We start from the raw sequence: 24,718 nt of genomic DNA, 5'->3' as shown, positions 1-24,718 counted from the left end.
CACGCCGGGAGATTCCCGGCGCGGGCTGGCCCATCGGCAACGCCGATGACGATGCCGAATTACTTGCCGTCTTTCACTTCGGTGAACTCGGCATCCACCACGTCATCGGGCTGGGCCGAACCGCCGCCCGGTGCGGACTGTGCACCGGCGTCAGCCTGGGCGCCACCCTGCGCCGCTGCATACAGCGCCTGTGCCACCTGTTCCAGCTTCTCGACCTTGGATTCGATCGCCGCCTTGTCGTCGCCGTCCTTGACCTTCTCCAGGTCGGACAAGGCACCCTCGATGCTGCTCAACTGGTCAGCCGGCACCTTGTCGCCGTGTTCCTTCAGCGCGCTGCGGGTGGCGTGGACAAGCTGGTCGGCCTTGTTGCGGGTAGCCACCAGCTCGTGGAACTTCTTGTCCTCTTCCTTGTTCGCCTCGGCGTCCGCGACCATCCGGGCGATCTCTTCCTCGGACAGGCCAGAGCCGGCCTTGATCTCGATCTTCTGCTCCTTGCCGGTCTTCTTGTCCTTGGCCGACACGTGCAGGATGCCGTTCGCGTCGATGTCGAAGGTGACCTCGATCTGCGGCATGCCACGCGGTGCCGGCTCGATGCCCTGCAGGTCGAACTTGCCCAGCGACTTGTTCGCGCTGGCGCGCTCGCGCTCGCCCTGCAGCACGTGCACGGTCACCGCGGTCTGGTTGTCGTCGGCCGTGGAGAAGGTCTGCGAGGCCTTGGTCGGCACCGTGGTGTTCTTCTCGATCAGCTTGGTCATCACACCGCCCATCGTCTCGATGCCCAGCGACAGCGGGGTGACGTCGAGCAGCAGCACGTCCTTGACCGAACCACCCAGCACGCCGCCCTGGATCGCCGCGCCCACGGCGACGGCCTCGTCCGGGTTGACGTCCTTGCGCGGTTCCTTGCCGAAGAAGTCCTTCACCGCTTCCTGCACCTTGGGCATGCGGGTCTGACCGCCGACCAGGATCACGTCGTCGATGTCGGACACGCGCAGGCCGGCGTCATTCAACGCGGTGCGGCACGGATCGATGGTGCGCTTGACCAGATCCTCGACCAGCGCCTCGAGCTTGGCCCGGGTCAGCTTGATGTTGAGGTGCTTCGGACCCGAGGCGTCGGCCGTCACGTACGGCAGGTTCACGTCGGTCTGGTGGTTCGAGGACAGCTCGATCTTGGCGCGCTCGGCGGCGTCCTTCAGGCGCTGCAGCGCCAGCGGGTCCTTGCGCAGATCGATGCCCTGCTCCTTCTGGAATTCCTCGACCAGATAGTCGATGACGCGCATGTCGAAGTCTTCGCCACCCAGGAAGGTGTCGCCGTTGGTGGCCAGCACCTCGAACTGCTTCTCGCCGTCGACCTCGGCAATCTCGATGATCGACACGTCGAAGGTGCCGCCGCCCAGGTCGTACACCGCGATCTTGCGATCGCCACCCTTCTTGTCGAGGCCATAAGCCAGCGCAGCTGCCGTCGGCTCGTTGATGATGCGCTTGACGTCGAGACCGGCGATCTTGCCGGCATCCTTGGTGGCCTGGCGCTGGCTGTCGTTGAAGTACGCCGGGACGGTGATCACCGCCTCGGTGATCGTCTCGCCGAGATAGTCCTCGGCGGTCTTCTTCATCTTCATCAGCACCTTGGCGGCGATCTCCTGCGGCGCCATCTTCTTGCCGTCGGAGGTCTGCACCCAGGCGTCACCATTGTCGTGCGCCACGATGCCGTAGGGCACGATGTGGAGATCCTTTTGCACTTCGGCGTCGGTGAACTTGCGGCCGATCAGGCGCTTCACCGCGTAGAAGGTGTTCTTCGGGTTGGTCACGCCCTGGCGCTTGGCCGAGGCGCCCACCAGCACTTCGCCGTCCTTGTTGAAGGCGACGATGGACGGCGTGGTGCGGTCGCCCTCCGAGTTCTCGATGACCTTGGTGGTCGTGCCGTCCATCACGGACACGCAGGAGTTGGTGGTGCCCAGGTCGATGCCGATGATCTTGCCCATGTTCAATCTCTCCAGATTTTTTTGCGGCCCCCGCGGCCGCGATGATTTTCAGATGGGGGTCTGCTCTGGCGATTCAATGCCGGCCATGCCCCGAAGACGTGTTCCCAGTGTTTCGCCGGCGCGCCATTCAGGCGGGCGCCAGCGTGGTGACCGATCAGTCCCTGGCTACCGCCACCAGGGCGGGACGCAGCAGGCGGTCATTCAGCACGTAACCCTTCTGCAGCACGCTGACCACCGTGCCCGGCGCCTGGCCCGCAGCGTCGACCATGCTCACGGCGTGGTGGCGTTCCGGGTCGAGCGGCTGACCCAGCGGATCAACCTGCGACATGCCATGGTTCTCGGCGACCTTCAGCAGCGCCTTCAGGGTCAGGCCAAGACCTTCGCGCATCGAAGCGACGTCGGCCGCCTCGACCGCCAGGCCGCTCTCGAGTCCGTCGTACACCGGCAGCAACTCGCCGAGCAGTTTCTCGTTGGCGAAACGGCGGGCCTGCTCCAGGTCGCGGTGCAGGCGGCGACGCTGGTTGTCGAGCTCGGCGTGCTCGCGCAAGACGGTCTCGCGCAGCTCGGCATTGCTGGCCTCCAGCTCGGCCACACGCGCCTGCAGGGCCTCCAGCTCGGGATTGGCTGCGTCAGCGGAATAGTCCTCGGCTGGCGCGTCGCCCGACGAATGCGGATCGTTGTTCTGCATGTTCACTCCAAACGGTTGTCATGGCCGGCACGAGTGCCGACCGCCCATGATTCTTGCGAGAAACCCCGTCTCCCGCAGCGGTTATAGGGTCGTGGCCGCCCGATTCAAGGCGTCGCTGAGCAATCCGGCAGTGGCCTGCACTACCGGGATCACCCGCTCGTAGGCCATCCGGGTCGGGCCGATGACGCCCACCGCACCCAGCACCCGCCCCTGCGCGCCGTAGCTGGCGGTCACCACGCTGCAACCATCGAGCGCGGTAAAGCCCGACTCCTCGCCGATGAACAGGCGCATGCCGGGGGCCCGGGCGCAGACTTCCATCAACTGCAGCAGTTCGTTCTTTTGCTGGAATGCCTCGAACAGCTCGCGCATGCGCTGCATGTCGGCCAGCTCGGCATAGCCCATGAGATTGGTCTGGCCGCTGACCAGCATGTCCGGCCCGCTCGGACCGTCGGGCCCGAACGAGGCGGTGGCCAGCTCGACCGTACTGGCCAGCAGCCGGTTCAATTCGCTGCCGGCCTTGCGCACCTCGGCCAGCAGGTGGGCGCGGATATCGTGGATGCGGAAACCGGCAAAGTGGTTGTTGAGATAGTTGGCGGCGCGCTCGAGCTCGCCGGCATCCAGCGGCTTGGCCAGTTGCACGATGCGGTTCTGCACCTGGTTGTCGCTGAAGACCAGGATCACCAGCACCCGCGCATCCGGCAACGACACGAAATCAATATGTCGCAGCGGGAAATCGGCCTGGCGCGGCACGGTGACCACGCCGGCGAACCGGGTCATCGCGGACAGCAAGGTGGAAACATTGCCCAGCAGGTCGCGCGTGGTGGTTGGTCCCGGCGGCAATTCGCGCTGCAGGCGGGCCATCTCGGCCTGGGGCAGCGGCTGCAGTTCGATCAGGCTGTCGACGAACAGGCGCAGCCCGCGGGGCGTCGGGACCCGCCCTGCCGAGGTGTGCGGCGAAGCAACCAGGCCCGCTTCTTCCAGATCCGCCATGATGTTGCGGATGGTGGCGGCACTGACATCCAGGCCGGAGGAACGCGACAGCGTGCGCGAGCCGACCGGTTCGCCGTCGATCAGGTATTGCGCAATCAGCGTGCGCAACAGGTTGCGCGCGCGTGCATCGAGGTCATGGCCGTGCCGATTCGTCATGCTGAGTGTTGCAGTCCGTGAGACCACACAGAAATAAGGTCTGCGCCCGCGCCTTGCAAGTGAAACGTATCCCAGCAGCCCAACGGCTCCCGCTACAATCCCGTCACTCCCCGATCAAGCCAGCCATGCTTACTTCGCTCTACGTCCGCCATTTTGCCGTTGTGGAAGCCGCCGAAGTGTCCTTCGGCCCCGGCCTGACCGTGGTCAGCGGCGAAACCGGTGCCGGCAAGTCGCTGCTGGTCGACGCCCTGATGCTGCTGGCCGGGGCCCGCGCCGACAGCGGCATGGTCCGCGCCGGCAGCGACCGTGCCGAACTGGCGGCCGAGTTCGACCTGACCGATCTGGCCGAGGCGCGGGCGTGGCTGGCCCGCGAGGAACTGGACGAGGATGGTGGCTGCCAGTTGCGCCGGGTGATCCGTGCCGAGGGCAGTTCCAGGGCCTGGATCAACGGCCGTCCGGCCAACGCCCGCCAACTCGGCGAACTGGCCGCCCTGCTGGTCGAGATCCATGGCCAGCACGAGCATCAGGCACTGCTCTCCCGTCCCCATCAGCTGGCCCTGCTCGACGCCTATGCCGGCCATGACGACCTGCTGGTGCAGGTGCGCGAAAGCGCCATGCAGTGGCGCGAGCTGGCGGCGCGCATGCGCAAGCTCAGCGGCGGCGACGACCGGGACCAGCGCCTCGAACTGCTTCGCCACGAAATCGAATCGCTCGAAAAATGGTCCCTGCCGGCGACCGAACTCGCCGAGCTGGAATCAAGTCACAAGCGGCTGGCCAATGCCGGTCGACTGGCTGAAGGCAGCACCAGCGTGCTGGAGCTGCTCGATGGCGACAGCGAATTCGCGCTGCGCCGCGCGCTGGGCCGCACCCACGCGGAGCTGTCCAAGCTTGCCGCACTCGACGACAAGCTCGCCCCCCTGCTCGACTTGCTGGACAACGCCGGCATCCAGTTGGCCGAGGCGGCCGATGGTCTGGGACGATACGCGCAGGACGTCGATCTCGATCCGGAACGCTTCAGCGAAGTGGACAACCACCTGGCCCGGCTGCACGAACTGTCACGGCGGCACCGGCTGCCGGCTGCGGAATTGCATGACAAGCTGGCCGCCCTGCGTGCCGAACACGACGAACTGGAAGGCGCCGGCGATGCGCTTGAAGCGCTGGCCACGCAAAGCCGGCGGCTGGAGCTGGCCCATGCCGACGCCGCCGCCAGGCTGAGCGAGGCCCGCTCGCTCGCTGCCAGTCGGCTCGGTGAGGAAGTCAGCGCCCTGATGAACGAACTGGGCATGGCCGGCGGCCAATTGCAGGTCGAACTGGAACCCGCTGTCGCCGGCGAGCCCGACCCGCAAGGTCGCGAACGCTGCGAGTTCCTGGTCAGTGCCAATCCGGGCCAACCACCGCGCGCGCTGCGCAAGGTCGCCTCCGGTGGCGAGCTGGCCCGCATCAGCCTGGCCATCGAAGTCGCCACGCTGGGCAAGGACACGGTCGGCAGCATGATCTTCGACGAAGTCGATACCGGCATCGGCGGGGCGATCGCCGAGGTGGTCGGACAGAAACTCCGGGCGCTGGGCGCGCAGCGACAGGTTCTGTGTGTCACCCATCTGCCGCAGGTTGCCGCGCAGGGGCACGCCCATCTGCGGGTCAGCAAGCACAGCGATGACGACTCCACCCGCACCCGTATCGAGAAACTCGATGCCGCCGGCCGCCGCGACGAGCTGGCGCGCATGCTGGGTGGTCTGGAGATCACCCGGGAAACCAGGGCCCACGCCAGGCAGATGCTGGACCGCGCACAGACGGACTGAGCTGATGCCGACGCGAGTGACCCGTCAGCCCGCCGGTGACAGCAACCCTCGTTCGCTGGCCATGCGGTAGAGGTCCAGTTCCGACCCCGCTCCCAGCTTGCCCATCAGGCTGGCCCGGTGGATGTAGACGGTCTTCTGGCCGATGCCCAGCTCCGCCGCCACCTGCTTCGGGGTGAGGCCGCCAGCCAGCAGCAGGAACACTTCGCGCTCCCGCGTGGTGAGCCGGTTGACCGGGTCCAGCGCCTCATTCGGCCGCTCCGCGCGACGCTGGCGCAGGTCCGAGCTCAGGAAGCACTCGCCCTGCATCACCGCGCGCAGGCCCGCCACCAGTTCTTCGGGAGCGACACCCTTGGTGACGTAACCACTGGCGCCGCGACGAAGCGCTTCGGATACGTAAGGCTCGCCGTCATGCATGCTCAGCACCACAATGCGGGCCTGCGGATGCACGCTGCGAAGATGCTCGATCAGCGGCAGGCCGCTGCCATCCGGCAGGGACAGGTCCAGGGCCACCAGATCGGGGCGCCAGTGCCCCACGGCTTCGACGGCGTCGTCGGCGCTGCGGCATTCGGCCACCACATCGAGATCGGACTCCATCTCGATCAGCCGCTTGAAGCCCTCGCGAACGATGGCATGGTCATCAACCAGAACAATGCTGTACATCCGCCTACTTTACACAGAGCGGGAGCCCTTCTGTACATTCCGGCCGCTCGCGCCCCTGAACACCCGCACGGGGCGCGCATGTAACATTCATCCATGCGATCGAAACTCCTGCACCTGCCTGACTCCGGGCCCATCATTGCCGCGGGCTATCTGCTGCTCTGGCTGCTGCTGTGGTCGACCGTCCAGCCCTACTGGATGCTGCCTTACGGCCTGCGTTTCGGCACCCTGCTGCTGACACCGGTGCGTTATTGGGGCTGGCTGCTGGGCGCCGAGCTGGCCGCGACCACCGGCATCGCGCTCGCCCATGGCATGCCACTGGGCTGGCTGAGCTTCGCCATTGGCGAGGTGCCGGAGCCGCTGGTAATGGCCGGTGGCCTGTGGCTGCTGCGCCGGTTCAACCTGCATGCCAGCCTGCAAAGCCCGCAGGAAGTGACCCGGCTGATGCTGTCGGTGGTTCTGGTGGTCTCCGCGACGACCGCCGTCGACGCCGCCCTGCTGGCGATGGTCAGCACCCCGAGCTCCCCCGAATTGCTGGCTCGCATGCTTGGCGAGGAGTTGCTCAGCCAGTATCTGGGCATCCTCCTGATCGTGCCGTTGATGATCATGGTCCTGCGCACGCGAATCGAGCAGCGCGCGCTGGCCAGTCTGGTCATGGACGGCCTGCTGGTCATGCTGCCGTCGATGACCATCCTGCTGGTGCTGTCGGAACAGGCCGCGCCGCAACCGCAGTTCGCCCGGGTACTCTCGCTGGCCCCGGTATTGTTCTTCGCTTTCCGCCACGGCTGGCGAGGAGCCAGCCTGGCCATGTTGACCACCAGCCTGGGCATGACCCTGGTGGATCAGCACCTCGGCCACGCCCCCACGACGGCCGCGGCCTACCTGTTCCTGGCCGTGGCAGGCACCGGCGCGCTGATGCTCGGCTCGGCCACGGACGCCCTGCGCCGCAGCAGCGCGCGGGTGGCCGAGCAGAATGTCTACCTCGGCGCCGTCAACCGCCGCCTCGACCAGCTGGCCCATCAATTGCGGGACGCCGCGCGCGGCAACCTGCAGGCCGACGAAAACCAGCGCCGCCATCTGGCCGCCGAACTGCATGACGAGCTCGGCCAGAACATCACCGCGATCCAGACCCACGTGAAGCTGGCCCAGGCACGCCTGCACCAGGCCGGGATGGAGGACATCAGTACCTCGATCAACACCATCCTCGCGCACATGCGGCGGGCCCTGCATCGACTGCTCGACGACCTGCGCCCGGCCGTGCTGGACGAGTTCGGGCTGCTGCGCGCGCTCGATGAGGGGCCGATTCGCGACCTGCTGAATGCGGCCGGGATGACGTATCACACCCAGTTGCATGGCGATCCGCGCCTGCTGGACGACGACACCCGCACCGCCATTTATCGGCTGGTGCAGGAGAGTGCCACCAACGCCGTCAAGCATGCCCGGGCTAGCGAGTTCCGGCTGCGCCTGCGCATTGGCGAACGCCAGGGCATCGCCGTGGCCCTGCTGGACGTCCGCGACGATGGTGCAGGCCTGCCCAGCCGGCTGCCGCGTGGCGGTCGTGGGCTGCAAGGCATGCGTGACCGCGTCACGTCACTGGGTGGGCAGTTCCGGCTGCGTCCCGCCGCTACCGGTGTCCATCTGCGCATCTTGCTGCGAAGCAGCACATGTGCGGTGGAAGATCAGCGAGTGTCCTAGGAATTTTTCTGATACCGCAAACGTGAAGCTCTCGTTACGATCAATTCATCGATGTGGGGGAGCCGTCATCGCAAGATGACGGATCAGGGTAGCCGTGGGGACGGCGGCCCTGAAAAAACGGCAGGATGCCGTTTCGCCGCTACCTGGCGAGAGTCATGAGGCAACAGCGAGCCATTCGCTTGCCGATCGACAGGTAGAGGAGCAGCCGCGGGCGGACAGGAGTCCTCCTCGCGGCTTTTTTATGCCTGTCGTTTGCCCTTTCGGAGAAATGACGGCAGAGATGGACGTCGCGGCGGTCTGCTCAGCCTTTGCGGGAACGCTGCTTGGGCCTTACATAGAGCACCAGGTTGTGATCCTCGATCACATAGCCGTGCTTGGCCGCAATTTCATGCTGGAGACGCTCGATCTCCTCGCTGACGAACTCGATGACCTTTCCGCTGTCCACATCAATCATGTGATCGTGGTGCTTGCCGCGGTCAAGTTCGTAGACGGCCTGGCCACCTTCAAAATTGTGCTTGACGATGATGCCGGCCGCCTCGAACTGGGTCAGCACCCGGTAGACGGTGGCCAGTCCGATGTCTTCCTGGTGGGCAAGCAGCTTCTTGTAGACGTCCTCGGCGCTGAGATGCTGCACGCCCTCCTCGTCGAAAATCTGCAGGATGCGCATGCGCGGATGCGTCACCTTGAGGCCAACCCTGCGCAGCTCTCTGGTTTCCTGTTCCATGCCTCATCCTCGCACACGGCCTTTTCGGGCCGGTAGTGTATCATCCGACACCTTCACGATCCGGACGCAACACGCATGCAAAAGCTGATTACCCTGCTGGTTTTCACCATGCTGGCGCTCTCTGTCGCCGGCTGCCACATCGTCTACAAGCCCGACGTGCAGCAAGGCAATCTGCTGGACAAGAAAACGGTGGATCAGCTCAAGCCCGGAATGACCAAGCATCAGGTGCTGGTGCTGATGGGAACGCCCTCGGTGAACAGCCCGTTCGATCAGAGCCGCTGGGACTACGTTTCGACTTTTTCGCATCGTGGCGCCCCGATGAAGGTGCGCACGTTCACGCTGACCTTCAACAACGACATCCTGGTGCGTACCGAAGGCGACTTCTTTGCGCAGGATGCCCAGCAACTGGTCAAGGACAGCAAGAAGTACAACGCCGGCTATCCGGCCAACGAAACCGAAGGCGACAAGAACACCTCGCCGGATGCCAAGAAGGACAACGGCGGTTTCGGACAGGGCAGCAACGACGGCCACTGATCGGACGACGGCCTGACTGCACCTGGCTCAACGGGCACGTCGCCGACGTGCCTCCATCGGATCGAGCAACAAGGGGCGATATATCTCGACCCTGTCGCCGTCGCGAAGTACGTGATCCGGCGCCACCTTGCGTGAAAACAGGCCCAGACGTTCGGGACTGATCGTTCCCTCGGGGAGTGCCCCGGCCATCCCCGAAGCGGCAATGGCCTGGGCCACCGTGGCACCCTGGACCAGATCGACCCGGCGTCGCAGGGCATGCTCCGATCCAGCGCAAATGACTTCCACCCGGATCGTGGCCTCATCCATAAACGCGTCCGGCCTCCCGGCAGAAGTCATCCACCATGCGCCCGGCCAGCCCCTGGAAGCCCAGCTTCAGGGCGCTGCCACCAAGCCGACCGGCATAGTCGAAGTCCAGCGCGAAAGCGACCTTGCACCCCGCCTCACCCAGCGCGGTGAAATCCCATACGCCTTCGAGGCTGCGGAACGGCCCGTCTACCAGATCCATCTGCAGACGCCGCGGCGGGTCGATCGTGTTTCGCGTCGTGAAGCTCTGCCGGAAGCCCGCGAACTTGAGATCGAGTCGCGCCACCAGCACATGCTCCGAGCGCTCCAGAATTTCCGCACCGGCACACCAGGAGAAGCGCTTTGGGTATGCTTCAACTTCATTGACCAGGTCGAACATCTGCGCTGGCGAATATTTCACCAGCGCGCTGCGACGGATTTCGATCACGACAACCTCTTCGGCTTGTGCATTCATCCGTGAATGCGAAAGATCAAGTGAGCGTCCTGCCTGGACGCAATCTCAACAAAGCGTCGCCCCGATGGGCGCGACGGGCAATGCGGCCGCCCAGAGGCCCGAAGTTTAGCGGACATGGCCAAGAGCAAGGAAAAGGACAACAAGGGAGGCGGGACCATCGCGCTGAACAAGCGCGCCCGTTTCGAGTACCACATCGACCAGCGCTTCGAAGCTGGAGTCGCGTTGCAGGGCTGGGAATTGAAGGCGCTGCGTGCAGGTCGCATCAATTTCGGCGACAGCTATGCGGTGGTACTGAAGAACGAGATATTCCTGGTGGGAACCTCGATCCCTCCGCTGATCAGTGCTTCCACCCACGTGATCGCCGAGGACCGGCGCACGCGCAAGCTGCTCCTTCACCGGAAGGAGATCGATCAGCTGGTCGGTGCCGTCGAACGCAAGGGCTACACCCTGGTGCCGACCGCGATGTACTGGAAAGGCAACAAGGTGAAGGTCGAGATCGGCCTGGCCCGCGGCAAGCAGGAACACGACAAGCGCGACACCGAGAAGCAGCGCGACTGGCAGATCGAAAAGCAGCGCACCATGCGATCGCACAACCGCGCAGCCTGAAACTTCGGCAAGGCACCAAAGAAAAACCCCCCCGATCGCTCGGGGGTTTTCTTGTTGGTGGTGGCGTCTATTGAACTGTCGCCGGCAAGCCTTGTGCTGTAACGATTTTGAAATTCACAATGGCACAGATGCCCCCAAATATGCCCCCATGTCTGGCCGGCTACACTGATTCTTCTTCGCGCTGGCAATCATTTGTATCAGGTCAGTTGATCGGGTTGATGCTCACTTCCCCAGCCGATGACAGCGCCAGTCGGTAGATTCGATGCTGGCCGGATTCAACATGGATCTCTGTCGATCTTTCGCCGCGATCCTGCGCCCCAATTCCGCACAGCCCAGCGCCCACTGCTTTCGCGCTAACCACGGCTCGCCCTGCTGGCAATTGGAAACTAGCTTTCTCGCCCGTGCCTACCTTCGCTGCCAGCTCACCGCCAACAAAAATACCCGCATAGCATCCTCCGCCAGTCATGCCCTTGTCGCGAACGACCGTTATTTCCCCGCCCCCAGTGATGGGCGACTGATACGCAATCAGTCGATCTTGCGGGACTTGTAGTGCTTCGCTGGGCCTTACTGGCTTCGTCGCGCAAGCTGCCAGCGCTAATACAGCCATTACGACAAACGTCACTTGCTTCATGTGTTCCCCTTCCGCCTCAGCGGATCGACTTAGCTCACTTCGAACATGCTGCGCCCCATCACCCACTTCGACCAGCCCTTCCCGCTAATCGCGTAGTGCCGCCACCATCGCACAGAAGATCGGCAGGTGTCCGCCATTCCATGCGTCACGGAATCGGGTCAGTTCCAACTTTGTTACACGAACTCGGCCGCAAGTGGTAGCAGGGACTTTTTGGCAGCCCGCCGTATGGTCTGCAGCCCTGATTTGCTGAACGAATGCGCTGAACGAAGTTCTTCATCTGTCGAGTCTATAAGGCTTTGCACCGTTCTAAATCCGGCCGCCCATAGCCGCTCCGCGTAGTCGTAACGCCAAACCACCAAAAAAATGGCACGCACCGCTCCAAAGCCGATGCAGCCGGGCAAGCCTCCAAGTCTTTCCACATATCGTGCATGTGGGGTACCGCGAATCCCGGTGGCGCGGATCAATTCCTCTAACGAACTGTATGGGCATGGGGTACCACTTGTTAGATCATGCAAGGCCAGCAGGAACGGTAAATAGTCCCCGCCGTCTGCGGGTATTGACCCCACTTCCGATGCCATCGAACGGTCACTGAAGCTGCGAAAATCATCCCAGCCCGGCAACTCCGGCATAGGACTGCTTGCCATGAGCCATATCCCCTCCCAACCCTCCGGGCAAATATTCGGCGGCGTGCCCTTTTCCTTTGGCCAAAATTCCAAGTGTCGCCGCAGGATCGACGCGGGAGTCCTTTGTTGCATCGTGGCGCAGAAATGCCAGCCTGTCGTGATGTCATCGAATGACTCACTTGCCCGCATCACGCCATCAACGATATGAATGTGTTCATTCATGACAGCTACCAGTCAGGACGTGAGAATAATCATGCCTGACAATTTTCAGCATTCGTAAATTTTCGACCCTCACAGCAGGGTCGTAGCGGCTGAATATTCTGGCAGCCGTGCACCGCCATCGGGTAGTGCATGCCTTTGCCGATGCTACAGGTGCCCATGCCTGCCGGCGGATTGATCGTGTCCGGGGTGAAGTGCGCGCAGCCCTCACAAATGACTGTCGGACGCGGGACGTAACCGCCAGCCTTCCGGATGAAGCACCACGGACAGCCCAGCGCACGTGGCCAGCCGCCGACTGCGGGCAATACCGCCGCAACATCGGGGTGTATCCAGACCGGGCCGCACTGTTCGCAGTGGATCGCCGCCGTATCGCCAGCCGGTACGCGTCCGGCGCGACGGTCGGCGGTATCGGCCAGCATCGCCAGATAGGCGGCAAGCTGGCGCGTGTCCAAGCCGATGCACGCGGCAACGTCCAGATCATGCAGCCGGTGAACGTGGGCGGGGTCGATCCACTCCGCAGCAGCCAGCGCCAGCAGGTCATCGCGCGTGAGAACCCTCACAGCAGGGACATGGCGCGTGCTGGCGCCCCTGCCTGAAAATGCCGTTTCAGGATTGAACCATTGCGAATCCTGCGAATCCTGCGAATCAAGGGCGGCAAAGGTTGACCGATTCGCAAGATTCGCAAGATTCGCAGGGGCACGCGCCCGCTTTTGCAATTCGGCCAGTGCGCTCATTGGTCACTCTCCGACCGGATGCGCCAGACGCGCGCCCGGTGTTTGCCGTCCAGTTCTGCGCCGCCTTCCACCCATGCCGCCCAGCCGGTCGATTCCAATTGATCGGCAGCAGCGTTGAACGCGGTCACCGTGCGTATCGGGTTCGGGCCATTGCGCAGCGCGTCGCTGGAATACAGCAACGTGCGCCTCGTTTCCCAACACCACGCGCGCAGCAGCTCGGCGTGCTTGATCGGTGCCGGTGCGCTGGCCGTGCCGACAATGCGGGCCGCTTCGTCCAGGTGATGCATGCAAAGGGTTGTCGCGCGTTCGATAGCGTCGCGATGGATAACGCCCGCATCCGGGTTCTCCGTCACGGTCAACACGCCCGCGATGCGCGCCACCTGAGAGCCGCCCTTGCTCGCCCATGCATGGATGCCGGCATAGTCGCCCAGCATGGTCTGTTCAATCGCATTCTTGACGTCGACCCAATAGGTCATGGCGTCCGGTGCCAACGTCAACACGCGCGGCTGCAATTCGTTGCGGGTTCCTTCCCGCAATGGCGGTGCCGTCGCCAGCAGGTCGCGCATGCGCAGCCAGTAGCGGGCAAGGTTGGGATCGTGGCTCAGGTCGACGTCCTGATATTCACGGGTACCGATGGTCGACGCCGGCCACGCCAGCAGACAGCGGGCCAGAAACCCCTGTCCGGTCAGCACGTCATCGGACAGCACCGACTCGGCAATAATCGGTTGCACCATCAAATGGAGCGCCAGCCGTCGACCGTGATACTTCGCTGCACCATCGCCTGCACGCACACGATCAAAGCGGCCGTTGTCCCATAGCTTGGAAAAGCTCGCTGCCGATTTCGTGCGGTTGTCCTTGTTCATGGCGTGCCCGCCCAGAAAGTCGCCCGCGTCGTCATTGAACAAGCCGATGCTAGGGCGGCCGTACTGGTACGCCTTGTGCAGGCCCTCCATCGTCGGCTCGCTCAGCAACAACCACGGCAGCAGCGGAGCTTCTGGCGGTGCGCCCAGTTCATGCAACGCTGTGCGGATCGTCTCGGCACAGCCCCCCTTTTTCGATTGGGACGCAATGCGCTCGGCCGCTTTCCATGCGCTCATGTCGATTTCGTGCGCCGCCAGCACCAGGCGCCACGCCTCCGCCTGTTCGCGCTCAAATTCGACGTGCGCGCGCAGTGCCCAATGATCCGCCGCGCTTTTGCGCTCGCCGGACGCGCCAATGGATACATGCCACAAGCTCAGCGGTTCCACGCTGCCAGATATGGAAACGTCCGCATGCGATTGCACGGCCAGCGATGCCGCCGCCAAGATGGATTGACCGCACAGACCGGCAGGCGCTTGCACAACGGCATGGATACGCTTTGCCGCGTCGCCCAGTAGGGAGCCCAACGCGTCCAACGGATATTCCAGCGCGGGCGATAGCGGACGGCGGAGCGGCTCCGGTGCGCTGGCAAAGATAGACGGTGCGGATGGTTCGGCCACCACGCACGCGGCCAGCCTCGGCAGCGCCAGCACGTCCGCCGCCATGGCGTCCGGGTGCAGCGCCAGCCAGTTCACCGCGTCGCCCTTGTCGGGCAAGCCCAGCGGTTCAACGTCGATAACTTCCACGGTGCAATCCAATGCTCGCAGGATCGCCGCCGCCTCGTCGGCATACTTGCTGCCCGGTGCATCGTGGTCGGGCCACAGCACGCAGTGACAGCCGCGCAGTGGCGTCCAGTCCGCACCGCTGGCACTGGCCGCGCTGCCGGACGTTGTGACGACCAAGCCCAGCTTATGCAGATGCTCGGCGCACCATTCGCCCTCGACAATTACAACCGTGACAGCAGGGTCAGCGGCCAGCAGTTCGGGCAGTAGATACAGGGGCTTTCCTTCCGCTGGCGCTGGCGGCTCGCCTATCGCGTAGCCGGTGCCATTCCAGTACATCGGCCTCACCCATTTGCCGCCAGTGTCGGGGTGCTTGCAGCGGATGCGCCAGTAAACCGGATCGCCGCTGGCGTCGGCATAGACGTGCAATGCTTGCGCCTTGTATCCATCGCGCAACGCACCAGCAGCCAGACGCGCCGCCGCTTGTTTCGGTGTCTCGACCTTCAACACGGCATTCATGCGCCACCGCCCAGCAGATCGCGCACCGCCGCCTTAAAGTCCAGGCCACGCAAGCGGGAATGGAAGCCGATAAGATCGCCACCGCCGCAACCGGCAAAGCAACGCCATCCGCCCCGCTCGCCAGTGATACAGACGCTCAGGCTTTTATTGCGATCGTCATGGAAGGGGCAGACGCCTTGCGCCCAGCCGGTGCCGTTCATCTTGCCCAGCTTGGCGACGTGCTGGCCGTAGTACGCGGCTGGATCGGGCATGTGCTCGCGCCAGTTGTCGGGAAAACGCGCGGGCTTCGTGCTACCTGAAGGGCGAGACGGAAAACCCCGACCATCTTTGCGCTCAATCCATGCCCTTAGATTGCCGCTGTGGGGTTTCGCTTTCGGAAGGTGACGAATCATGCCGCGCCCCCTTTTTCGATCAGCGCGCGGATATCTTCAACTCGCCATGCCGTGATTCGCTCGCCCAGCTTGACGGGTTGCGGATAGCGGCCAGTTTTGACGCCCGCCCACCACGTCGAACGACAGACGGGAAAGATGGCAGGGACTGCTGGCACAGAATCAGTAGCAGGTTTGCCAACTATCGCCGTAAGACGAATGAAGCCGGTTTCAGGAAGTTGGTGCATCGCATCGTCCATAGTGCGTCGCCACCGAATTGCAGCGGACGGCCTTGGAGCAGGCCTGTGTACGATATGGATTGCGATTTTGAAACGACGGCGTTCCGTTTCAACACCAAGCGACACGCTTGGCGATCGCAGGCCGCGTAACGTTGAAGGTGGCAGCGACCACCTCGAATACCCGAGACTTCCTTAGACAGGGATGGTTTGCCCTTACCCTATCGACCTCTGCCTGCCACTTATCCCACTCTGGCTGGCGCTCGGCTTGGCGTTGTTCGCGACTACTAATCCCAGCTTTTGATCGCTGCCTTTTCGCGCGACGTCCGGCCACGATATCGGGCATTGTCGCCAGCGCGTTGTGCAGGCCGTTAGCTGTATTCCAGGCGGACTGGGCCGCCTCCATCGCAGCTAATCGCTCACCCAGTCGGAATAAGTCAACTGCGGCGTCCATCTCTTCCAGCGCTTTTTTGACCTGCTCCGAATGTATACGGCCATGCGCCTCGTTAACCTTTTTTTCCAATGCTTCGATATTGATACCGCGAACGTGACGAAGGCGAAGGGCGAACAGGCGTTCCACCTTTTCGCGCGAGGGAAAGTCACCCGAACGAAGTAACAAGCATGCATCGCAGTAGTACAGACCAACCTGTATCTTCCAGTACTTTTCAAGCTGCGGACTTCCTTCGGTGCAGTCCAATGCTTTTCCGCAGGAATCACATGTTTGGAGCGTTGCCCTTATACGTTTAGCTGCCATCTCGCACATCCCACGCGTCCTTGCATACGTGCCGCACCAGCTGGGGAAGGTGCCCGGTTTTCGGATGGCCGTCCTAGGCGCGGCGTTCAACGGTTGTCGATCAGCTTACGTTGCGTGCCATCGGTACGACGTTGCCGCCTTCCTTCAACGTGTCCAGATAGGCCGCCCATCCTGCCATCATCTTGCGACGTTCCGGCAGGTGCGCGGTGCGGTTGTACGCGCGGCCGTTCGGGTCTTTCACCGCGTGCGCCAGTTGGTGTTCGATGTAGTCGGGGCGGAAATGCAGCACTTCGTCCAACACAGTGCGCGCCATCGCGCGGAAACCGTGGCCGCTCATTTCGTCAGTGGTATAGCCCATACGGCGCAAGGCGGACAACACCGCGTTATTGCTCATGGGCCTCTGGGGACTGCGCGCGCTGGGGAAAACATAGCGCCCTCGCCCGGTCAGCGGTTGCAGCTCGCGCAGGATCGCCACGGCTTGCGGTGCCAACGGGACTAGATGCGGCTCGCGCATCTTCATCTTCTCGGCGGGAATATTCCATTGCGCGCCGTCCAGATCGAACTCTGCCCATTCGGCTTGCCGTAGCTCACCCGGTCGCACGAATACCAGCGGTGCCAGCCGCAGGGCGCATTTCGTCACCAGCGAGCCGTTATAGGCATCCATCGCGCGCAGCAGTCCACCGATAGCGTTCGGTTCGATGATGGCGGCAAGGTGTGTTTGTTTGACCGGCGGCAATGCTCCGCGCAAGTCGGCAGCCGGATTGCGTTCGGCGCGGCCGGTGGCGATGGCATAGCGCAACACCTGCCCGCAGTTTTGCAACACGCGGTGCGCGGACTCGACTGCGCCACGGTCAACAATGCGGTTCACGGTCGTCAGCAGTTCCTTTGCCGTGACGTCGGCAATCGGTCGGCTGCCCAGCCACGGAAACACATCATTCTCCAATCGCAGCATGATCCGGCTGGCGTGCAGCTCGACCCATGTCGCCGATTGCTTGGCGTGCCACTCGCGCGCCACCACTTCAAAGCTGTTCGCTGCCCGTTCCTCGCCAGCAGCTTTCGCCGCCTTGCGCTGCTCGCCCGGATCGACGCCAGCGGCCAGTAGCTTGCGAGCATCATCCCGCTTGTCGCGGGCATCCTTCAGGCCAGTATCAGGGTATGCCCCCAGCGCCAGCCGCTTCTCCTTGCCCCCGTGACGATACTTCAACCGCCACAGCTTGCCGCCGGCTGGCGAGACCTCCAGGTACAGCCCGCCACCATCGAAAAGACGGCGCGGCTTGTCGGCTGGCTTGGCCGTGCGGATCGCCGGATCACTCAGGGGCATGGGGGCATCGCCTATGCGATAGATGGAATATGCCCCCGATCATGCCCCCGGCTGGGGGCAGATTGCAACGTATCGCATTGGACTGTATTGGGCACAAAAAAGGCCGGAACCTTTGCTGTTGCTAGGGTTGCCGGCCTTCGTTGGACTGCGTTGGAGCTTGAAATGGTGGAGGTGGCGGGAGTCGAACCCGCGTCCGAAGGCGTTAAATGCCCGGATCTACATGCTTAGCTCGCCGTTCGATCTCGTTCCGCGACAAGTACGGTGGGCAAAACGCACCGCGGAACCAGCCTGATTGATTTAGCCTAGAACCGCCAGGCGGCAGCGTTCGGCGATCTCATGATAATGACCCTACACCGACGAGCATGAGCACAAGTGGGTTCGGGGCTTACGCCTTAAGCGGCGAGAGCGTAGTTGTCGTCGTTGGCAACTATGAGTTTGCTGCTGGATTAACGAGGAAAGCTGCCCCCTCGGCATGCACCAAGTCATCTCACTACCCCCGTCGAAGCCAGGACACCCCCGGGGAAAACGATCTGACACTCGAAGTATATGGGGACGCGGCACGCAACACCAATACCCGGACGATGTACCGCATGCGAGCCGTGCAATCCTTGATCATCGTCAAGTGGAGTGTTGTTAGGTCGTTAACGCAACGTCTATACTTGGTGGCTTGCAAGATCCCGTATCCGTCGCACTCGTGGGAAAGACCTCGATGACTCGATTGCATTTGCTGGGCCTGGTTGTGGCCTCTGCCCTGTTCGCCACCGCGAGCGCCCACGCCGAAGGCGACAAGGCTGCTGGCCGCAAGCTGGTTTATACCTGTGCCGGCTGCCACGGCGTGCCCGGTTACACCAATGCCTATCCGCAGTATCCGGTGCCGAAGATCGCCGGCCAGAACGAGCAGTACATCGTCAACGCGCTGAGTGGCTACAAGGCTGGCGACCGCAAGCATCCCACGATGGGCGCGCAGGCCCAGAGCCTGTCGGATGCGGACATCCGGAACATCGCCGCCTACCTTTCCAGTCTCGCCCAGTAGTCGCCAAGGATTTCACGCATGAACCGTGTGCTTACCCTGCTTTCCGTCGGCGCCGTGCTGGCGTTCGCGTCCACCCAGTTGCTGGCCAACGGCAATGCCGAGAACGGAAAGCAGAAAGCTGCAACCTGCTTCGCCTGCCATGGCACCGATGGCAATTCGGTAGATCCCCAGTACCCTCGCCTGGCAGGACAATACAATCTGTATCTCCAGCGCGTGCTGCACGAATACAAGAATGGCGATCGCGACAACCCGATCATGAAGGGCATGGTCGCCACGCTCTCCGACCAGGACATCGAAGACGTGTCCGCGTATTTTTCGGGGCTGCCGAGCAAGCTCGACACGCTGCAGGGTCACATCGGCGGCGACAAGTAAGCCGATTCTTCCCTGCAGTCCGAAAAAGGCCCGCTTGAGCGGGCCTTTTTTCGTCATGGCGCACCGACCGGTTCAGGCAATCGCGGATTTGCCCTCGGCCTTGCTGTAGTAGGGCTTCTCGCCGCCGGCGTGATCGGTGGCGTCGCGAACCGCGGTGATTTCCGGCACCCGCTCGCGCAGGGTCTTTTCGACCCCCTGCTTCAGGGTTACGTCGACCATCCCGCAACCATGGCAGCCACCGCCGAACTGGAGCAGCACCACACCATTGGCGTCGATCTCCAGCAAGCTGACCCGGCCGCCATGCGAAGCGAGCTTCGGGTTGATCTCGGCCTCCAGCACGTAGCGCACACGCTCGATCAGCCCCGCTTCTGCGCCAGGGATATCACCCTTGATCTTCGGTGCCCGGATATTGAGCTGGCCACCGGTCGCGTTCGGCTCGAAGTCGATGCTGGCACCGTCAAGCCAGCTGGCGCTCTCGCCGTCCACATGAAAGTCGAAACCGGCGCACTCGATCGTCCATTCCCCGCCGGCCAGGTCGATCGGCTCGCAGAACTCCAGTTCGCAGTTTGCCGCGGGCGTACCCGGCGAAGTCACCCGCAGGCGAATGCCCAGTCCTTCGATGCCCTGTTGTGAGAGAAGGCGCAGAAAGTGCTGCTGCGCGCGCTCGGAAATATCAATCATGCCTGCTCCAGAACCGCCCATGTCGATGCCGGCCGGACCGCGCCGACGAAACAGCACCATTTTAGTCCTGTTTCAGGTTTCATGCGCGCTTTGACTTTTGCGCGCACAACTTCGACGCTTCGCGTCCGCTATTCCGAACACCGATGGAGACCTGCATGAACGCCAACGAGCTCTCGACCAGACATTGCCAGCCCCGCAAGGGCAAGGAACACGCACTGCAGGCGCCCGAGATCGCCAATCTGCTGCAACAACTGCCCGGCTGGAGCCTGGACGATGACGGCCGGGCCATCGTGAAGGACTTCACGTTCAAGGATTTTCACCACACACTGGGTTTCATCAACGCGGTCGGCTACATGGCCAACCAGGAAGATCACCACCCGGACCTGGAAGCAGGCTACGGCCATTGCCGAATCCTGTGGTCGACCCATGACGTGGGTGGGCTGTCCCTCAACGATTTCATCTGTGCCGCGCGGGTCGAGGCGCTGCTGGCGAGCTGATCAGTAGTCGGTGCGCGACTTGTCGCGGGTATAGACGAGCCGCTTGCCCTTGACGGCAAGGACGTCGAGAAAGTTCTTCAGGTCATCGGGCAGCGGTGCGGAAAAGCTGTAGGCCCGCCCATCCAGGTCGAAGCTCATGTGGGAGGCGTGCAGGAACAGCCGTTCCAGCCCCATCTCGCGATAGCGCTTGTTCATTTCGCGGTCGCCGTACTTCGGATCACCGGCCAGTGGGTGGCCGACATGTGCCGCATGCACCCGGATCTGGTGCGTGCGGCCGGTGCCCAGGGTGGCCTGCATCAGGCGCGCGCTGGGGTATTGCTCCATCTCGCGGAAGAAAGTCAGCGAAGGCTTGCCGCTGTCGGCGACCCGCACCATGCGTTCGCCACCCTGCAACACCGATTTCAACAATGGCGCGTTCACGTCGAACTTTGCCTTGGACGGGTGGCCGAGCATCAGGCACAGGTACTGCTTGGTGACCTCGCCGGCGCGAATCGCCGCCTGCAGACCGGTCAGCCCGGCGCGAGTCCGGGCGAATACCAGCACACCGCTGGTATCGCGATCCAGCCGATGAACCAGTTCCAGATGCTCCTGCGGCCTGGCCGCGCGAAGCAGTTCGATGGCGCCGTGGCTGACCCCGCTGCCACCGTGACTGGCCACGCCCGAGGGCTTGTCGATCACCAGGAAGTGCTTGTCCTCGAAGATCACCGCATCGGCGACCGCGGCAACCAGCCCCCCGGCGGGGGCATGTCCTTCGGGCCTTTCGGCGACCCGAACCGGCGGGATACGCAGCGTATCGCCCTCTGCGAGACGGGTATCGGGCTTGGCCCGCTTGCCGTTGACGCGCACCTGACCCGTACGCAAAAGCCGATAGATCATGCTCTTGGGGACACCCTTGAGCAGGGTCACCAGCGCGTTGTCGATACGTTGACCATCCCGTTCGGGACCGATCTCGACTTGACGTACACCGTGAGGTGCGTCATGGGAAGTTGCCGTCTGCATTGAAAAAAACCTGCTGAAATAGGATACTCGGCGGGCGCTACATTCTGCCCATCGAAGTCTGGATCGGGTCGAGTGCCCGCCCGTAACGTCGGCGAGGATTGCCCCCGGTTGCCTTCTGGCGACCGGTCGCGACTCCCTTTCATCGTAACGGTTGGGCCGTCGTTTGTCCGATGCCATGCGGCATCGGGGCGGCAGGCGCAGCTGACCGAATCATCCCGACGCCGGAAACGGTGCCGTTTTTTTTGCCGCTTAACCGCAGCGGCGCGATCCCCGGCAGGCCGCCACTGTGGCGCCACCGCGGCACGCGACGCGCGGCCAAGCCGAGGATTACCACCATGAAACGTATGTTGATCAACGCGACTCAGCGTGAAGAGTTGCGCGTGGCCATTGTCGATGGCCAGACCCTGTACGACCTGGACATCGAAATCCCTTCGCGGGAACAGAAAAAGTCCAATATTTACAAGGGTCGAATCACCCGTGTCGAGGCTTCACTTGAGGCCTGCTTCGTTGAATATGGCGCCGAACGCCACGGCTTCCTGCCGCTCAAGGAAATCTCGCGCGAATACTTCACCGCCGGCCTGGACCCGCACAAGGCGAACATCCGCGAACTGATCAAGGAAGGTCAGGAAGTCGTCGTGCAGGTGGAGAAGGAAGAGCGTGGCAACAAGGGCGCCGCCCTGACTACCTTCATCAGTCTGGCCGGCCGCTACATGGTGCTGATGCCGAACAACCCGAAGGCTGGCGGCGTCTCCCGCCGGATCGAGGGTGAAGACCGGCAGGCCCTGAAGGAAGCCCTGGATCACGTCACCGTGCCGGACGACGTCGGCCTGATCGTGCGCACCGCTGGCCTGGGTCGCGATGCCGAAGAGCTGCAGTGGGATCTCGATTACCTGTTGCAGCTGTGGAAATCGATCTCCGAGGCGGCCGGCAAGCAGAGGGCGCCGTTCCTGATCTACCAGGAATCGAAGCTGTTCATTCGCGCCCTGCGCGACTACCTGCGCAGCGACATCGGCGAGATCCTGATCGACGACGAGTCGCTCTACAACGACGCCCGCGACTTCATGCAGCAGGTGATGCCGAACGCCCTGCGCAAGCTCAAGCTCTACCGCGACGACACCCCGCTGTTCACCCGCTACCAGATCGAAACCCAGATCGAGAGCGCGTTCGACCGCCAGGTCCGCCTGCCGTCGGGCGGCTCGATCGTGATCGACCAGACCGAGGCGCTGACCGCGATCGACGTCAACTCGTCGAAGGCGACCAAGGGCAGCGACATCGAGGAAACCGCTTTCAACACGAACTGCGAGGCCGCGGTGGAAATCGCCCGCCAGGCGCGCATCCGCGATGCCGGCGGCCTGATCGTGATCGACTTCATCGACATGGACAGCCCGCGCCACCAGCGCGAGGTGGAAGACCGCCTGAAGGAAGCGCTGAAGCTCGATCGCGCCCGCGTGCAGATCGGCCGCATCTCGCGCTTCGGCCTGCTCGAGATGTCACGCCAGCGTCTGCGCCCCAGCCTCGGCGAAGCGACCCAGATCACCTGCCCGCGTTGCGAAGGCCACGGCCATATCCGCGGCGTGGAATCGCTGTCGCTGTCGACCCTGCGCCTGATCGAAGAACACGCGATGAAGGACAACACCGGCCAGGTGCTGGTGCAGGCGCCTTCCAGCGTGGTCAACTTCCTGCTCAACGAGAAGCGTGCCAGCGTGGTGGAGATCGAACTGCGCCACAAGGTGCACGTGATGATCATCGCCGACGAAAAGCTGCAGACTCCGCACATCGAGATCCAGCGCATCCGCGAAGCGGACATGGGCGAGCACAGCAAGCCCAGCTACGAAATGCTGACCGCGGTGGAAACCGCCGAATTGCCGAAGATGGGTCAGGCCCTTGGCAGCGGTGAGCAGCCCGCAGTCAGCGGCGTGCTTCCGGCAAGCCCGGCCCCGGTGCGCGAGGAAGTCGCGGCCGCTCCGGCCCCAAGCAGTCGGCCGGCCGCACCACGCCGCGCCGCGGCAGAACCCGCTGCGGCACGCAGCGCACCCGCCGGCGGCGTCATTGCCCGCTTGCTGGGCTGGTTCCGCGGCCCGGAAGCACCGGCGGCGACCTCCCCTGCTCCGGCGCGCAGCGACAACGGCAACGAGAACGGCAACCGCGGTCGTCGCGACGAACGCGGCGCCCGCAATGGCACCGGCGCCAATGTCGCGTCGTCCCGCCAGCCCCGTCGCGAAACGACACCGCCGCAAGGCTCGCCGAAGTCGGCAGCCCAGCAGCAGGCACGCAGCAATCGCCAGCGCAACAACGAATCCCAGTCGCGTCCGGCGCCACAGGCGCAGGCCCAGTCGGCCAGGGCGGAACGCCAGCCGAAGCCGCCCGCCGAGAACGCTCCGCCCCGTACCGAGCGCAAGCCCAATCCGCAGCAGCAGCCGAAAGGTGAGCGCCAGCCACGCGTCGCGGAGAACCAGCGTCCTGCTGCCTCCCCGATCGACGAAGCAGCCAAGGAAGCCGAACTGCTGGTGACGCCAGTTGCCGAGGCCGCCACGCCCTCATCCGAAGAAGGCGCGACGGATACCGAAGGTGCCCAGTCACGGCGTCGACGCGGTCGCCGCGGTGGTCGTCGTCGTCGCCGTCATGACGAAGCCGGTGCCAACGGAACCGATATCAGCAGCGAGCAGGCCGAGGCGCTGGACGACGAGGATCGCGAGGAAAGCACCCTGGCGCCCACGTCTGTCACGGCTCAGGCAGCCAACAAGCCGCCAGTTGCCGACCGCGTCTCCGCGGATGCCGCCAACGTCAAGACGGGTGCCGCGGATCAGGCCAGAGCGTCGGTGCGCGAGCGCCCGGCCAATGCGAGCCCTGCACCCGATGCGACAGAAAGCCTGTCGAGGCCGGAAGCGTCCGCAGCCGTGATCAGCGCAACTGCCTTCAACCTGCCTGCTCTGCCACCGATTCCGCTCCAGGACGAATCGGCTTCGGCAGACGACGGTACCGAACAGCACGCCGTCAAGGTTGAAGTGGCCGAAACACGGTCCGCAATGGCCCCGTCCGGCATGCCGGCAGCCAAGCCCGACCAGGAAAAGATGTCGGCTGGAGACGTTGACGTCGAGGCTTCTGAAACACCAGCGGTGAAGCCAGCCTTCAGCCAGCCATCCACGCACGCAGGTGCGGCAAGTGACGCCGTCGCCGCGCAGCCGACCCGACACCTCGGGGAGGCCGCCCCGGAGATTGCGGCTGCGACAATGGCAACCCCTGCTACGACGGTGACGTCGGCCCCGGTCGAGAAGTCGGCACCGGCTGCGCCGGTGGCCTCCGGGTTCCCGAACACCGATTCGACCGGCATCACGCCGGCTGCAATCGGCACGCCCCCCTCACCGGTGGCGGTGCAGCAAGTGGCACCGGTGGCTGCCGCCGAGGCTGCCCCTGCCTCCCTGCCGATGCCCAAGCAAGGTGACCTGCTGGGCATGCCTTCACATCCCGCCCCGGTGACGGACAAGGCCATCGAAGACAAGGAAGGGCCCGCCCCAGTCCTGCACGACAGGAACGACGCGCAAGGCTGATGCAGCCATGAAAAAACC

25 protein-coding genes and 1 other RNA gene are annotated in these 24,718 nt (G+C 63.7%); 8 read left to right on the top strand and 18 right to left on the bottom strand.

The genetic code is table 11. The annotated features are described in order from the left end of the window. Window positions 1–59: 59 nt before the first annotated feature. The 3 genes from dnaK to hrcA all read right to left on the bottom strand — a co-directional run bounded on the left by dnaK (window position 60) and on the right by hrcA (window position 3,813). Window positions 60–1,979 carry a molecular chaperone DnaK gene (gene dnaK, locus ABNK63_RS07905; RefSeq protein ID WP_007805408.1) on the bottom strand — a complete coding sequence of 640 codons (1,920 nt, stop codon included), beginning with the start codon at window positions 1,977–1,979 and terminating at the stop codon, window positions 60–62. Window positions 1,980–2,133: 154 nt separating this feature from the next. Beyond that, window positions 2,134–2,667, bottom strand: a complete 534-nt coding sequence (gene grpE / locus ABNK63_RS07900) for a nucleotide exchange factor GrpE (RefSeq protein WP_007805404.1) — start codon at window positions 2,665–2,667, stop codon at window positions 2,134–2,136. An 81-nt stretch (window positions 2,668–2,748) separates the two neighbouring features. Further along, entirely contained in the window at window positions 2,749–3,813 is a 1,065-nt protein-coding gene (gene hrcA / locus ABNK63_RS07895; protein WP_007805402.1) for a heat-inducible transcriptional repressor HrcA, read from the bottom strand. A 125-nt stretch (window positions 3,814–3,938) separates the two neighbouring features. On the opposite strand from hrcA, the gene recN reads away from it, so the two are divergent. Continuing rightward, window positions 3,939–5,612 carry a DNA repair protein RecN gene (recN, locus tag ABNK63_RS07890; protein WP_350017109.1) on the top strand — a complete coding sequence of 558 codons (1,674 nt, stop codon included), beginning with the start codon at window positions 3,939–3,941 and terminating at the stop codon, window positions 5,610–5,612. Window positions 5,613–5,636: 24 nt separating this feature from the next. Here the strand turns inward: recN and ABNK63_RS07885 are convergent, their stop codons facing one another. After that, window positions 5,637–6,272 carry a response regulator transcription factor gene (locus ABNK63_RS07885; RefSeq protein WP_007805399.1) on the bottom strand — a complete coding sequence of 212 codons (636 nt, stop codon included), beginning with the start codon at window positions 6,270–6,272 and terminating at the stop codon, window positions 5,637–5,639. A 93-nt stretch (window positions 6,273–6,365) separates the two neighbouring features. Between ABNK63_RS07885 and ABNK63_RS07880 the strand changes: the two genes are divergently transcribed. Next, window positions 6,366–7,964 (top strand): MASE1 domain-containing protein, encoded by a 1,599-nt coding sequence (locus ABNK63_RS07880; RefSeq protein WP_007805396.1) that lies wholly within the window; start codon window positions 6,366–6,368, stop codon window positions 7,962–7,964. Between the two features lie 301 nt (window positions 7,965–8,265). Here the strand turns inward: ABNK63_RS07880 and fur are convergent, their stop codons facing one another. Next, complete coding sequence (gene fur, locus ABNK63_RS07875; RefSeq protein WP_007805394.1) at window positions 8,266–8,688, bottom strand: ferric iron uptake transcriptional regulator; 423 nt, start codon at window positions 8,686–8,688, stop codon at window positions 8,266–8,268. 75 nt (window positions 8,689–8,763) lie between these two features. Here fur and bamE point away from each other — a divergent pair, with 75 nt between their 5' ends. After that, entirely contained in the window at window positions 8,764–9,222 is a 459-nt protein-coding gene (gene bamE / locus ABNK63_RS07870; RefSeq protein ID WP_007805393.1) for an outer membrane protein assembly factor BamE, read from the top strand. Window positions 9,223–9,249: 27 nt separating this feature from the next. Here the strand turns inward: bamE and ABNK63_RS07865 are convergent, their stop codons facing one another. Together ABNK63_RS07865 and ABNK63_RS07860 are read right to left on the bottom strand one after the other, a co-directional pair. Continuing rightward, window positions 9,250–9,528, bottom strand: a complete 279-nt coding sequence (locus ABNK63_RS07865) for an RnfH family protein (RefSeq protein ID WP_350017108.1) — start codon at window positions 9,526–9,528, stop codon at window positions 9,250–9,252. Then, window positions 9,521–9,952, bottom strand: coding sequence for a type II toxin-antitoxin system RatA family toxin (locus ABNK63_RS07860; RefSeq protein ID WP_040672790.1), 432 nt, complete (start codon window positions 9,950–9,952; stop codon window positions 9,521–9,523). Before ABNK63_RS07860 ends, ABNK63_RS07865 begins: the two co-directional genes overlap by 8 nt. Window positions 9,953–10,093: 141 nt before the next feature. Here ABNK63_RS07860 and smpB point away from each other — a divergent pair, with 141 nt between their 5' ends. Then, window positions 10,094–10,585, top strand: coding sequence for an SsrA-binding protein SmpB (smpB, locus tag ABNK63_RS07855; RefSeq protein WP_007805388.1), 492 nt, complete (start codon window positions 10,094–10,096; stop codon window positions 10,583–10,585). Between the two features lie 202 nt (window positions 10,586–10,787). Here the strand turns inward: smpB and ABNK63_RS07850 are convergent, their stop codons facing one another. From ABNK63_RS07850 to ssrA, 9 genes are all read right to left on the bottom strand, one after another. After that, window positions 10,788–11,216, bottom strand: a complete 429-nt coding sequence (locus ABNK63_RS07850) for a hypothetical protein (RefSeq protein ID WP_350017107.1) — start codon at window positions 11,214–11,216, stop codon at window positions 10,788–10,790. Window positions 11,217–11,389: 173 nt separating this feature from the next. Then, window positions 11,390–12,061: a helix-hairpin-helix domain-containing protein gene (locus ABNK63_RS07845; protein WP_350017106.1), complete on the bottom strand. Its 672-nt coding sequence runs from the start codon at window positions 12,059–12,061 to the stop codon at window positions 11,390–11,392. A 29-nt stretch (window positions 12,062–12,090) separates the two neighbouring features. Continuing rightward, on the bottom strand, window positions 12,091–12,792 hold the full coding sequence (locus ABNK63_RS07840; protein WP_350017105.1) for a hypothetical protein: 702 nt from the start codon (window positions 12,790–12,792) through the stop codon (window positions 12,091–12,093). Further along, complete coding sequence (locus tag ABNK63_RS07835) at window positions 12,789–14,891, bottom strand: DUF3987 domain-containing protein (protein ID WP_350017104.1); 2,103 nt, start codon at window positions 14,889–14,891, stop codon at window positions 12,789–12,791. The genes ABNK63_RS07840 and ABNK63_RS07835 overlap by 4 nt, the downstream gene beginning before the upstream one ends. After that, complete coding sequence (locus ABNK63_RS07830) at window positions 14,888–15,283, bottom strand: CHC2 zinc finger domain-containing protein (RefSeq protein WP_350017103.1); 396 nt, start codon at window positions 15,281–15,283, stop codon at window positions 14,888–14,890. Before ABNK63_RS07830 ends, ABNK63_RS07835 begins: the two co-directional genes overlap by 4 nt. Then, window positions 15,280–15,507: an AlpA family phage regulatory protein gene (locus tag ABNK63_RS07825; RefSeq protein ID WP_350017102.1), complete on the bottom strand. Its 228-nt coding sequence runs from the start codon at window positions 15,505–15,507 to the stop codon at window positions 15,280–15,282. The genes ABNK63_RS07830 and ABNK63_RS07825 overlap by 4 nt, the downstream gene beginning before the upstream one ends. Before the next feature lie 100 nt (window positions 15,508–15,607). After that, window positions 15,608–16,192 (bottom strand): hypothetical protein, encoded by a 585-nt coding sequence (locus tag ABNK63_RS07820; RefSeq protein ID WP_350017101.1) that lies wholly within the window; start codon window positions 16,190–16,192, stop codon window positions 15,608–15,610. Window positions 16,193–16,349: 157 nt separating this feature from the next. Continuing rightward, complete coding sequence (locus tag ABNK63_RS07815) at window positions 16,350–17,570, bottom strand: integrase arm-type DNA-binding domain-containing protein (protein ID WP_350017100.1); 1,221 nt, start codon at window positions 17,568–17,570, stop codon at window positions 16,350–16,352. Window positions 17,571–17,733: 163 nt separating this feature from the next. Further along, window positions 17,734–18,088: a transfer-messenger RNA gene (ssrA, locus tag ABNK63_RS07810) on the bottom strand. 191 nt (window positions 18,089–18,279) lie between these two features. Here ssrA and ABNK63_RS07805 point away from each other — a divergent pair. Together ABNK63_RS07805 and ABNK63_RS07800 are read left to right on the top strand one after the other, a co-directional pair. Then, complete coding sequence (locus ABNK63_RS07805) at window positions 18,280–18,603, top strand: cytochrome c (RefSeq protein ID WP_040672697.1); 324 nt, start codon at window positions 18,280–18,282, stop codon at window positions 18,601–18,603. Window positions 18,604–18,621: 18 nt separating this feature from the next. After that, window positions 18,622–18,975: a cytochrome c gene (locus ABNK63_RS07800; protein ID WP_007805385.1), complete on the top strand. Its 354-nt coding sequence runs from the start codon at window positions 18,622–18,624 to the stop codon at window positions 18,973–18,975. Between the two features lie 72 nt (window positions 18,976–19,047). Here the strand turns inward: ABNK63_RS07800 and ABNK63_RS07795 are convergent, their stop codons facing one another. After that, window positions 19,048–19,656 carry an NfuA family Fe-S biogenesis protein gene (locus ABNK63_RS07795; RefSeq protein ID WP_040672788.1) on the bottom strand — a complete coding sequence of 203 codons (609 nt, stop codon included), beginning with the start codon at window positions 19,654–19,656 and terminating at the stop codon, window positions 19,048–19,050. Between the two features lie 155 nt (window positions 19,657–19,811). Here ABNK63_RS07795 and ABNK63_RS07790 point away from each other — a divergent pair, with 155 nt between their 5' ends. Beyond that, on the top strand, window positions 19,812–20,153 hold the full coding sequence (locus ABNK63_RS07790) for a 4a-hydroxytetrahydrobiopterin dehydratase (RefSeq protein WP_350017099.1): 342 nt from the start codon (window positions 19,812–19,814) through the stop codon (window positions 20,151–20,153). Here ABNK63_RS07790 and ABNK63_RS07785 read toward each other — a convergent pair whose 3' ends face one another. Beyond that, window positions 20,154–21,059 (bottom strand): RluA family pseudouridine synthase, encoded by a 906-nt coding sequence (locus ABNK63_RS07785; RefSeq protein WP_056718620.1) that lies wholly within the window; start codon window positions 21,057–21,059, stop codon window positions 20,154–20,156. A 428-nt stretch (window positions 21,060–21,487) separates the two neighbouring features. Between ABNK63_RS07785 and ABNK63_RS07780 the strand changes: the two genes are divergently transcribed. After that, window positions 21,488–24,700, top strand: coding sequence for an Rne/Rng family ribonuclease (locus ABNK63_RS07780; RefSeq protein WP_350017196.1), 3,213 nt, complete (start codon window positions 21,488–21,490; stop codon window positions 24,698–24,700). The last annotated feature ends 18 nt before the right edge of the window (window positions 24,701–24,718 follow it).

It is taken from the genome of Rhodanobacter sp. IGA1.0, assembly GCF_040208325.1.
Taxonomy (GTDB): Bacteria; Pseudomonadota; Gammaproteobacteria; order Xanthomonadales; family Rhodanobacteraceae; genus Rhodanobacter; species Rhodanobacter spathiphylli.
The sequence above is the reverse complement of the archived record's forward strand: the minus strand, read 5'-3'. Positions and strand labels throughout refer to the sequence as shown.

Excerpts from the sequence above, each read along its gene's own strand:
- dnaK (WP_007805408.1), bottom strand. The coding sequence starts at position 1,979 with ATGGGCAAGATCATCGGCATCGACCTGGGCACCACCAACTCCTGCGTG.
- grpE (WP_007805404.1), bottom strand. The coding sequence starts at position 2,667 with ATGCAGAACAACGATCCGCATTCGTCGGGCGACGCGCCAGCCGAGGAC.
- hrcA (WP_007805402.1), bottom strand. The coding sequence starts at position 3,813 with ATGACGAATCGGCACGGCCATGACCTCGATGCACGCGCGCGCAACCTG.
- recN (WP_350017109.1), top strand. The coding sequence starts at position 3,939 with ATGCTTACTTCGCTCTACGTCCGCCATTTTGCCGTTGTGGAAGCCGCC.
- ABNK63_RS07885 (WP_007805399.1), bottom strand. The coding sequence starts at position 6,272 with ATGTACAGCATTGTTCTGGTTGATGACCATGCCATCGTTCGCGAGGGC.
- ABNK63_RS07880 (WP_007805396.1), top strand. The coding sequence starts at position 6,366 with ATGCGATCGAAACTCCTGCACCTGCCTGACTCCGGGCCCATCATTGCC.
- fur (WP_007805394.1), bottom strand. The coding sequence starts at position 8,688 with ATGGAACAGGAAACCAGAGAGCTGCGCAGGGTTGGCCTCAAGGTGACG.
- bamE (WP_007805393.1), top strand. The coding sequence starts at position 8,764 with ATGCAAAAGCTGATTACCCTGCTGGTTTTCACCATGCTGGCGCTCTCT.
- ABNK63_RS07865 (WP_350017108.1), bottom strand. The coding sequence starts at position 9,528 with ATGGATGAGGCCACGATCCGGGTGGAAGTCATTTGCGCTGGATCGGAG.
- smpB (WP_007805388.1), top strand. The coding sequence starts at position 10,094 with ATGGCCAAGAGCAAGGAAAAGGACAACAAGGGAGGCGGGACCATCGCG.
- ABNK63_RS07850 (WP_350017107.1), bottom strand. The coding sequence starts at position 11,216 with ATGAAGCAAGTGACGTTTGTCGTAATGGCTGTATTAGCGCTGGCAGCT.
- ABNK63_RS07845 (WP_350017106.1), bottom strand. The coding sequence starts at position 12,061 with ATGAATGAACACATTCATATCGTTGATGGCGTGATGCGGGCAAGTGAG.
- ABNK63_RS07840 (WP_350017105.1), bottom strand. The coding sequence starts at position 12,792 with ATGAGCGCACTGGCCGAATTGCAAAAGCGGGCGCGTGCCCCTGCGAAT.
- ABNK63_RS07835 (WP_350017104.1), bottom strand. The coding sequence starts at position 14,891 with ATGAATGCCGTGTTGAAGGTCGAGACACCGAAACAAGCGGCGGCGCGT.
- ABNK63_RS07830 (WP_350017103.1), bottom strand. The coding sequence starts at position 15,283 with ATGATTCGTCACCTTCCGAAAGCGAAACCCCACAGCGGCAATCTAAGG.
- ABNK63_RS07825 (WP_350017102.1), bottom strand. The coding sequence starts at position 15,507 with ATGCACCAACTTCCTGAAACCGGCTTCATTCGTCTTACGGCGATAGTT.
- ABNK63_RS07815 (WP_350017100.1), bottom strand. The coding sequence starts at position 17,570 with ATGCCCCTGAGTGATCCGGCGATCCGCACGGCCAAGCCAGCCGACAAG.
- ABNK63_RS07805 (WP_040672697.1), top strand. The coding sequence starts at position 18,280 with ATGACTCGATTGCATTTGCTGGGCCTGGTTGTGGCCTCTGCCCTGTTC.
- ABNK63_RS07800 (WP_007805385.1), top strand. The coding sequence starts at position 18,622 with ATGAACCGTGTGCTTACCCTGCTTTCCGTCGGCGCCGTGCTGGCGTTC.
- ABNK63_RS07795 (WP_040672788.1), bottom strand. The coding sequence starts at position 19,656 with ATGATTGATATTTCCGAGCGCGCGCAGCAGCACTTTCTGCGCCTTCTC.
- ABNK63_RS07790 (WP_350017099.1), top strand. The coding sequence starts at position 19,812 with ATGAACGCCAACGAGCTCTCGACCAGACATTGCCAGCCCCGCAAGGGC.
- ABNK63_RS07780 (WP_350017196.1), top strand. The coding sequence starts at position 21,488 with ATGAAACGTATGTTGATCAACGCGACTCAGCGTGAAGAGTTGCGCGTG.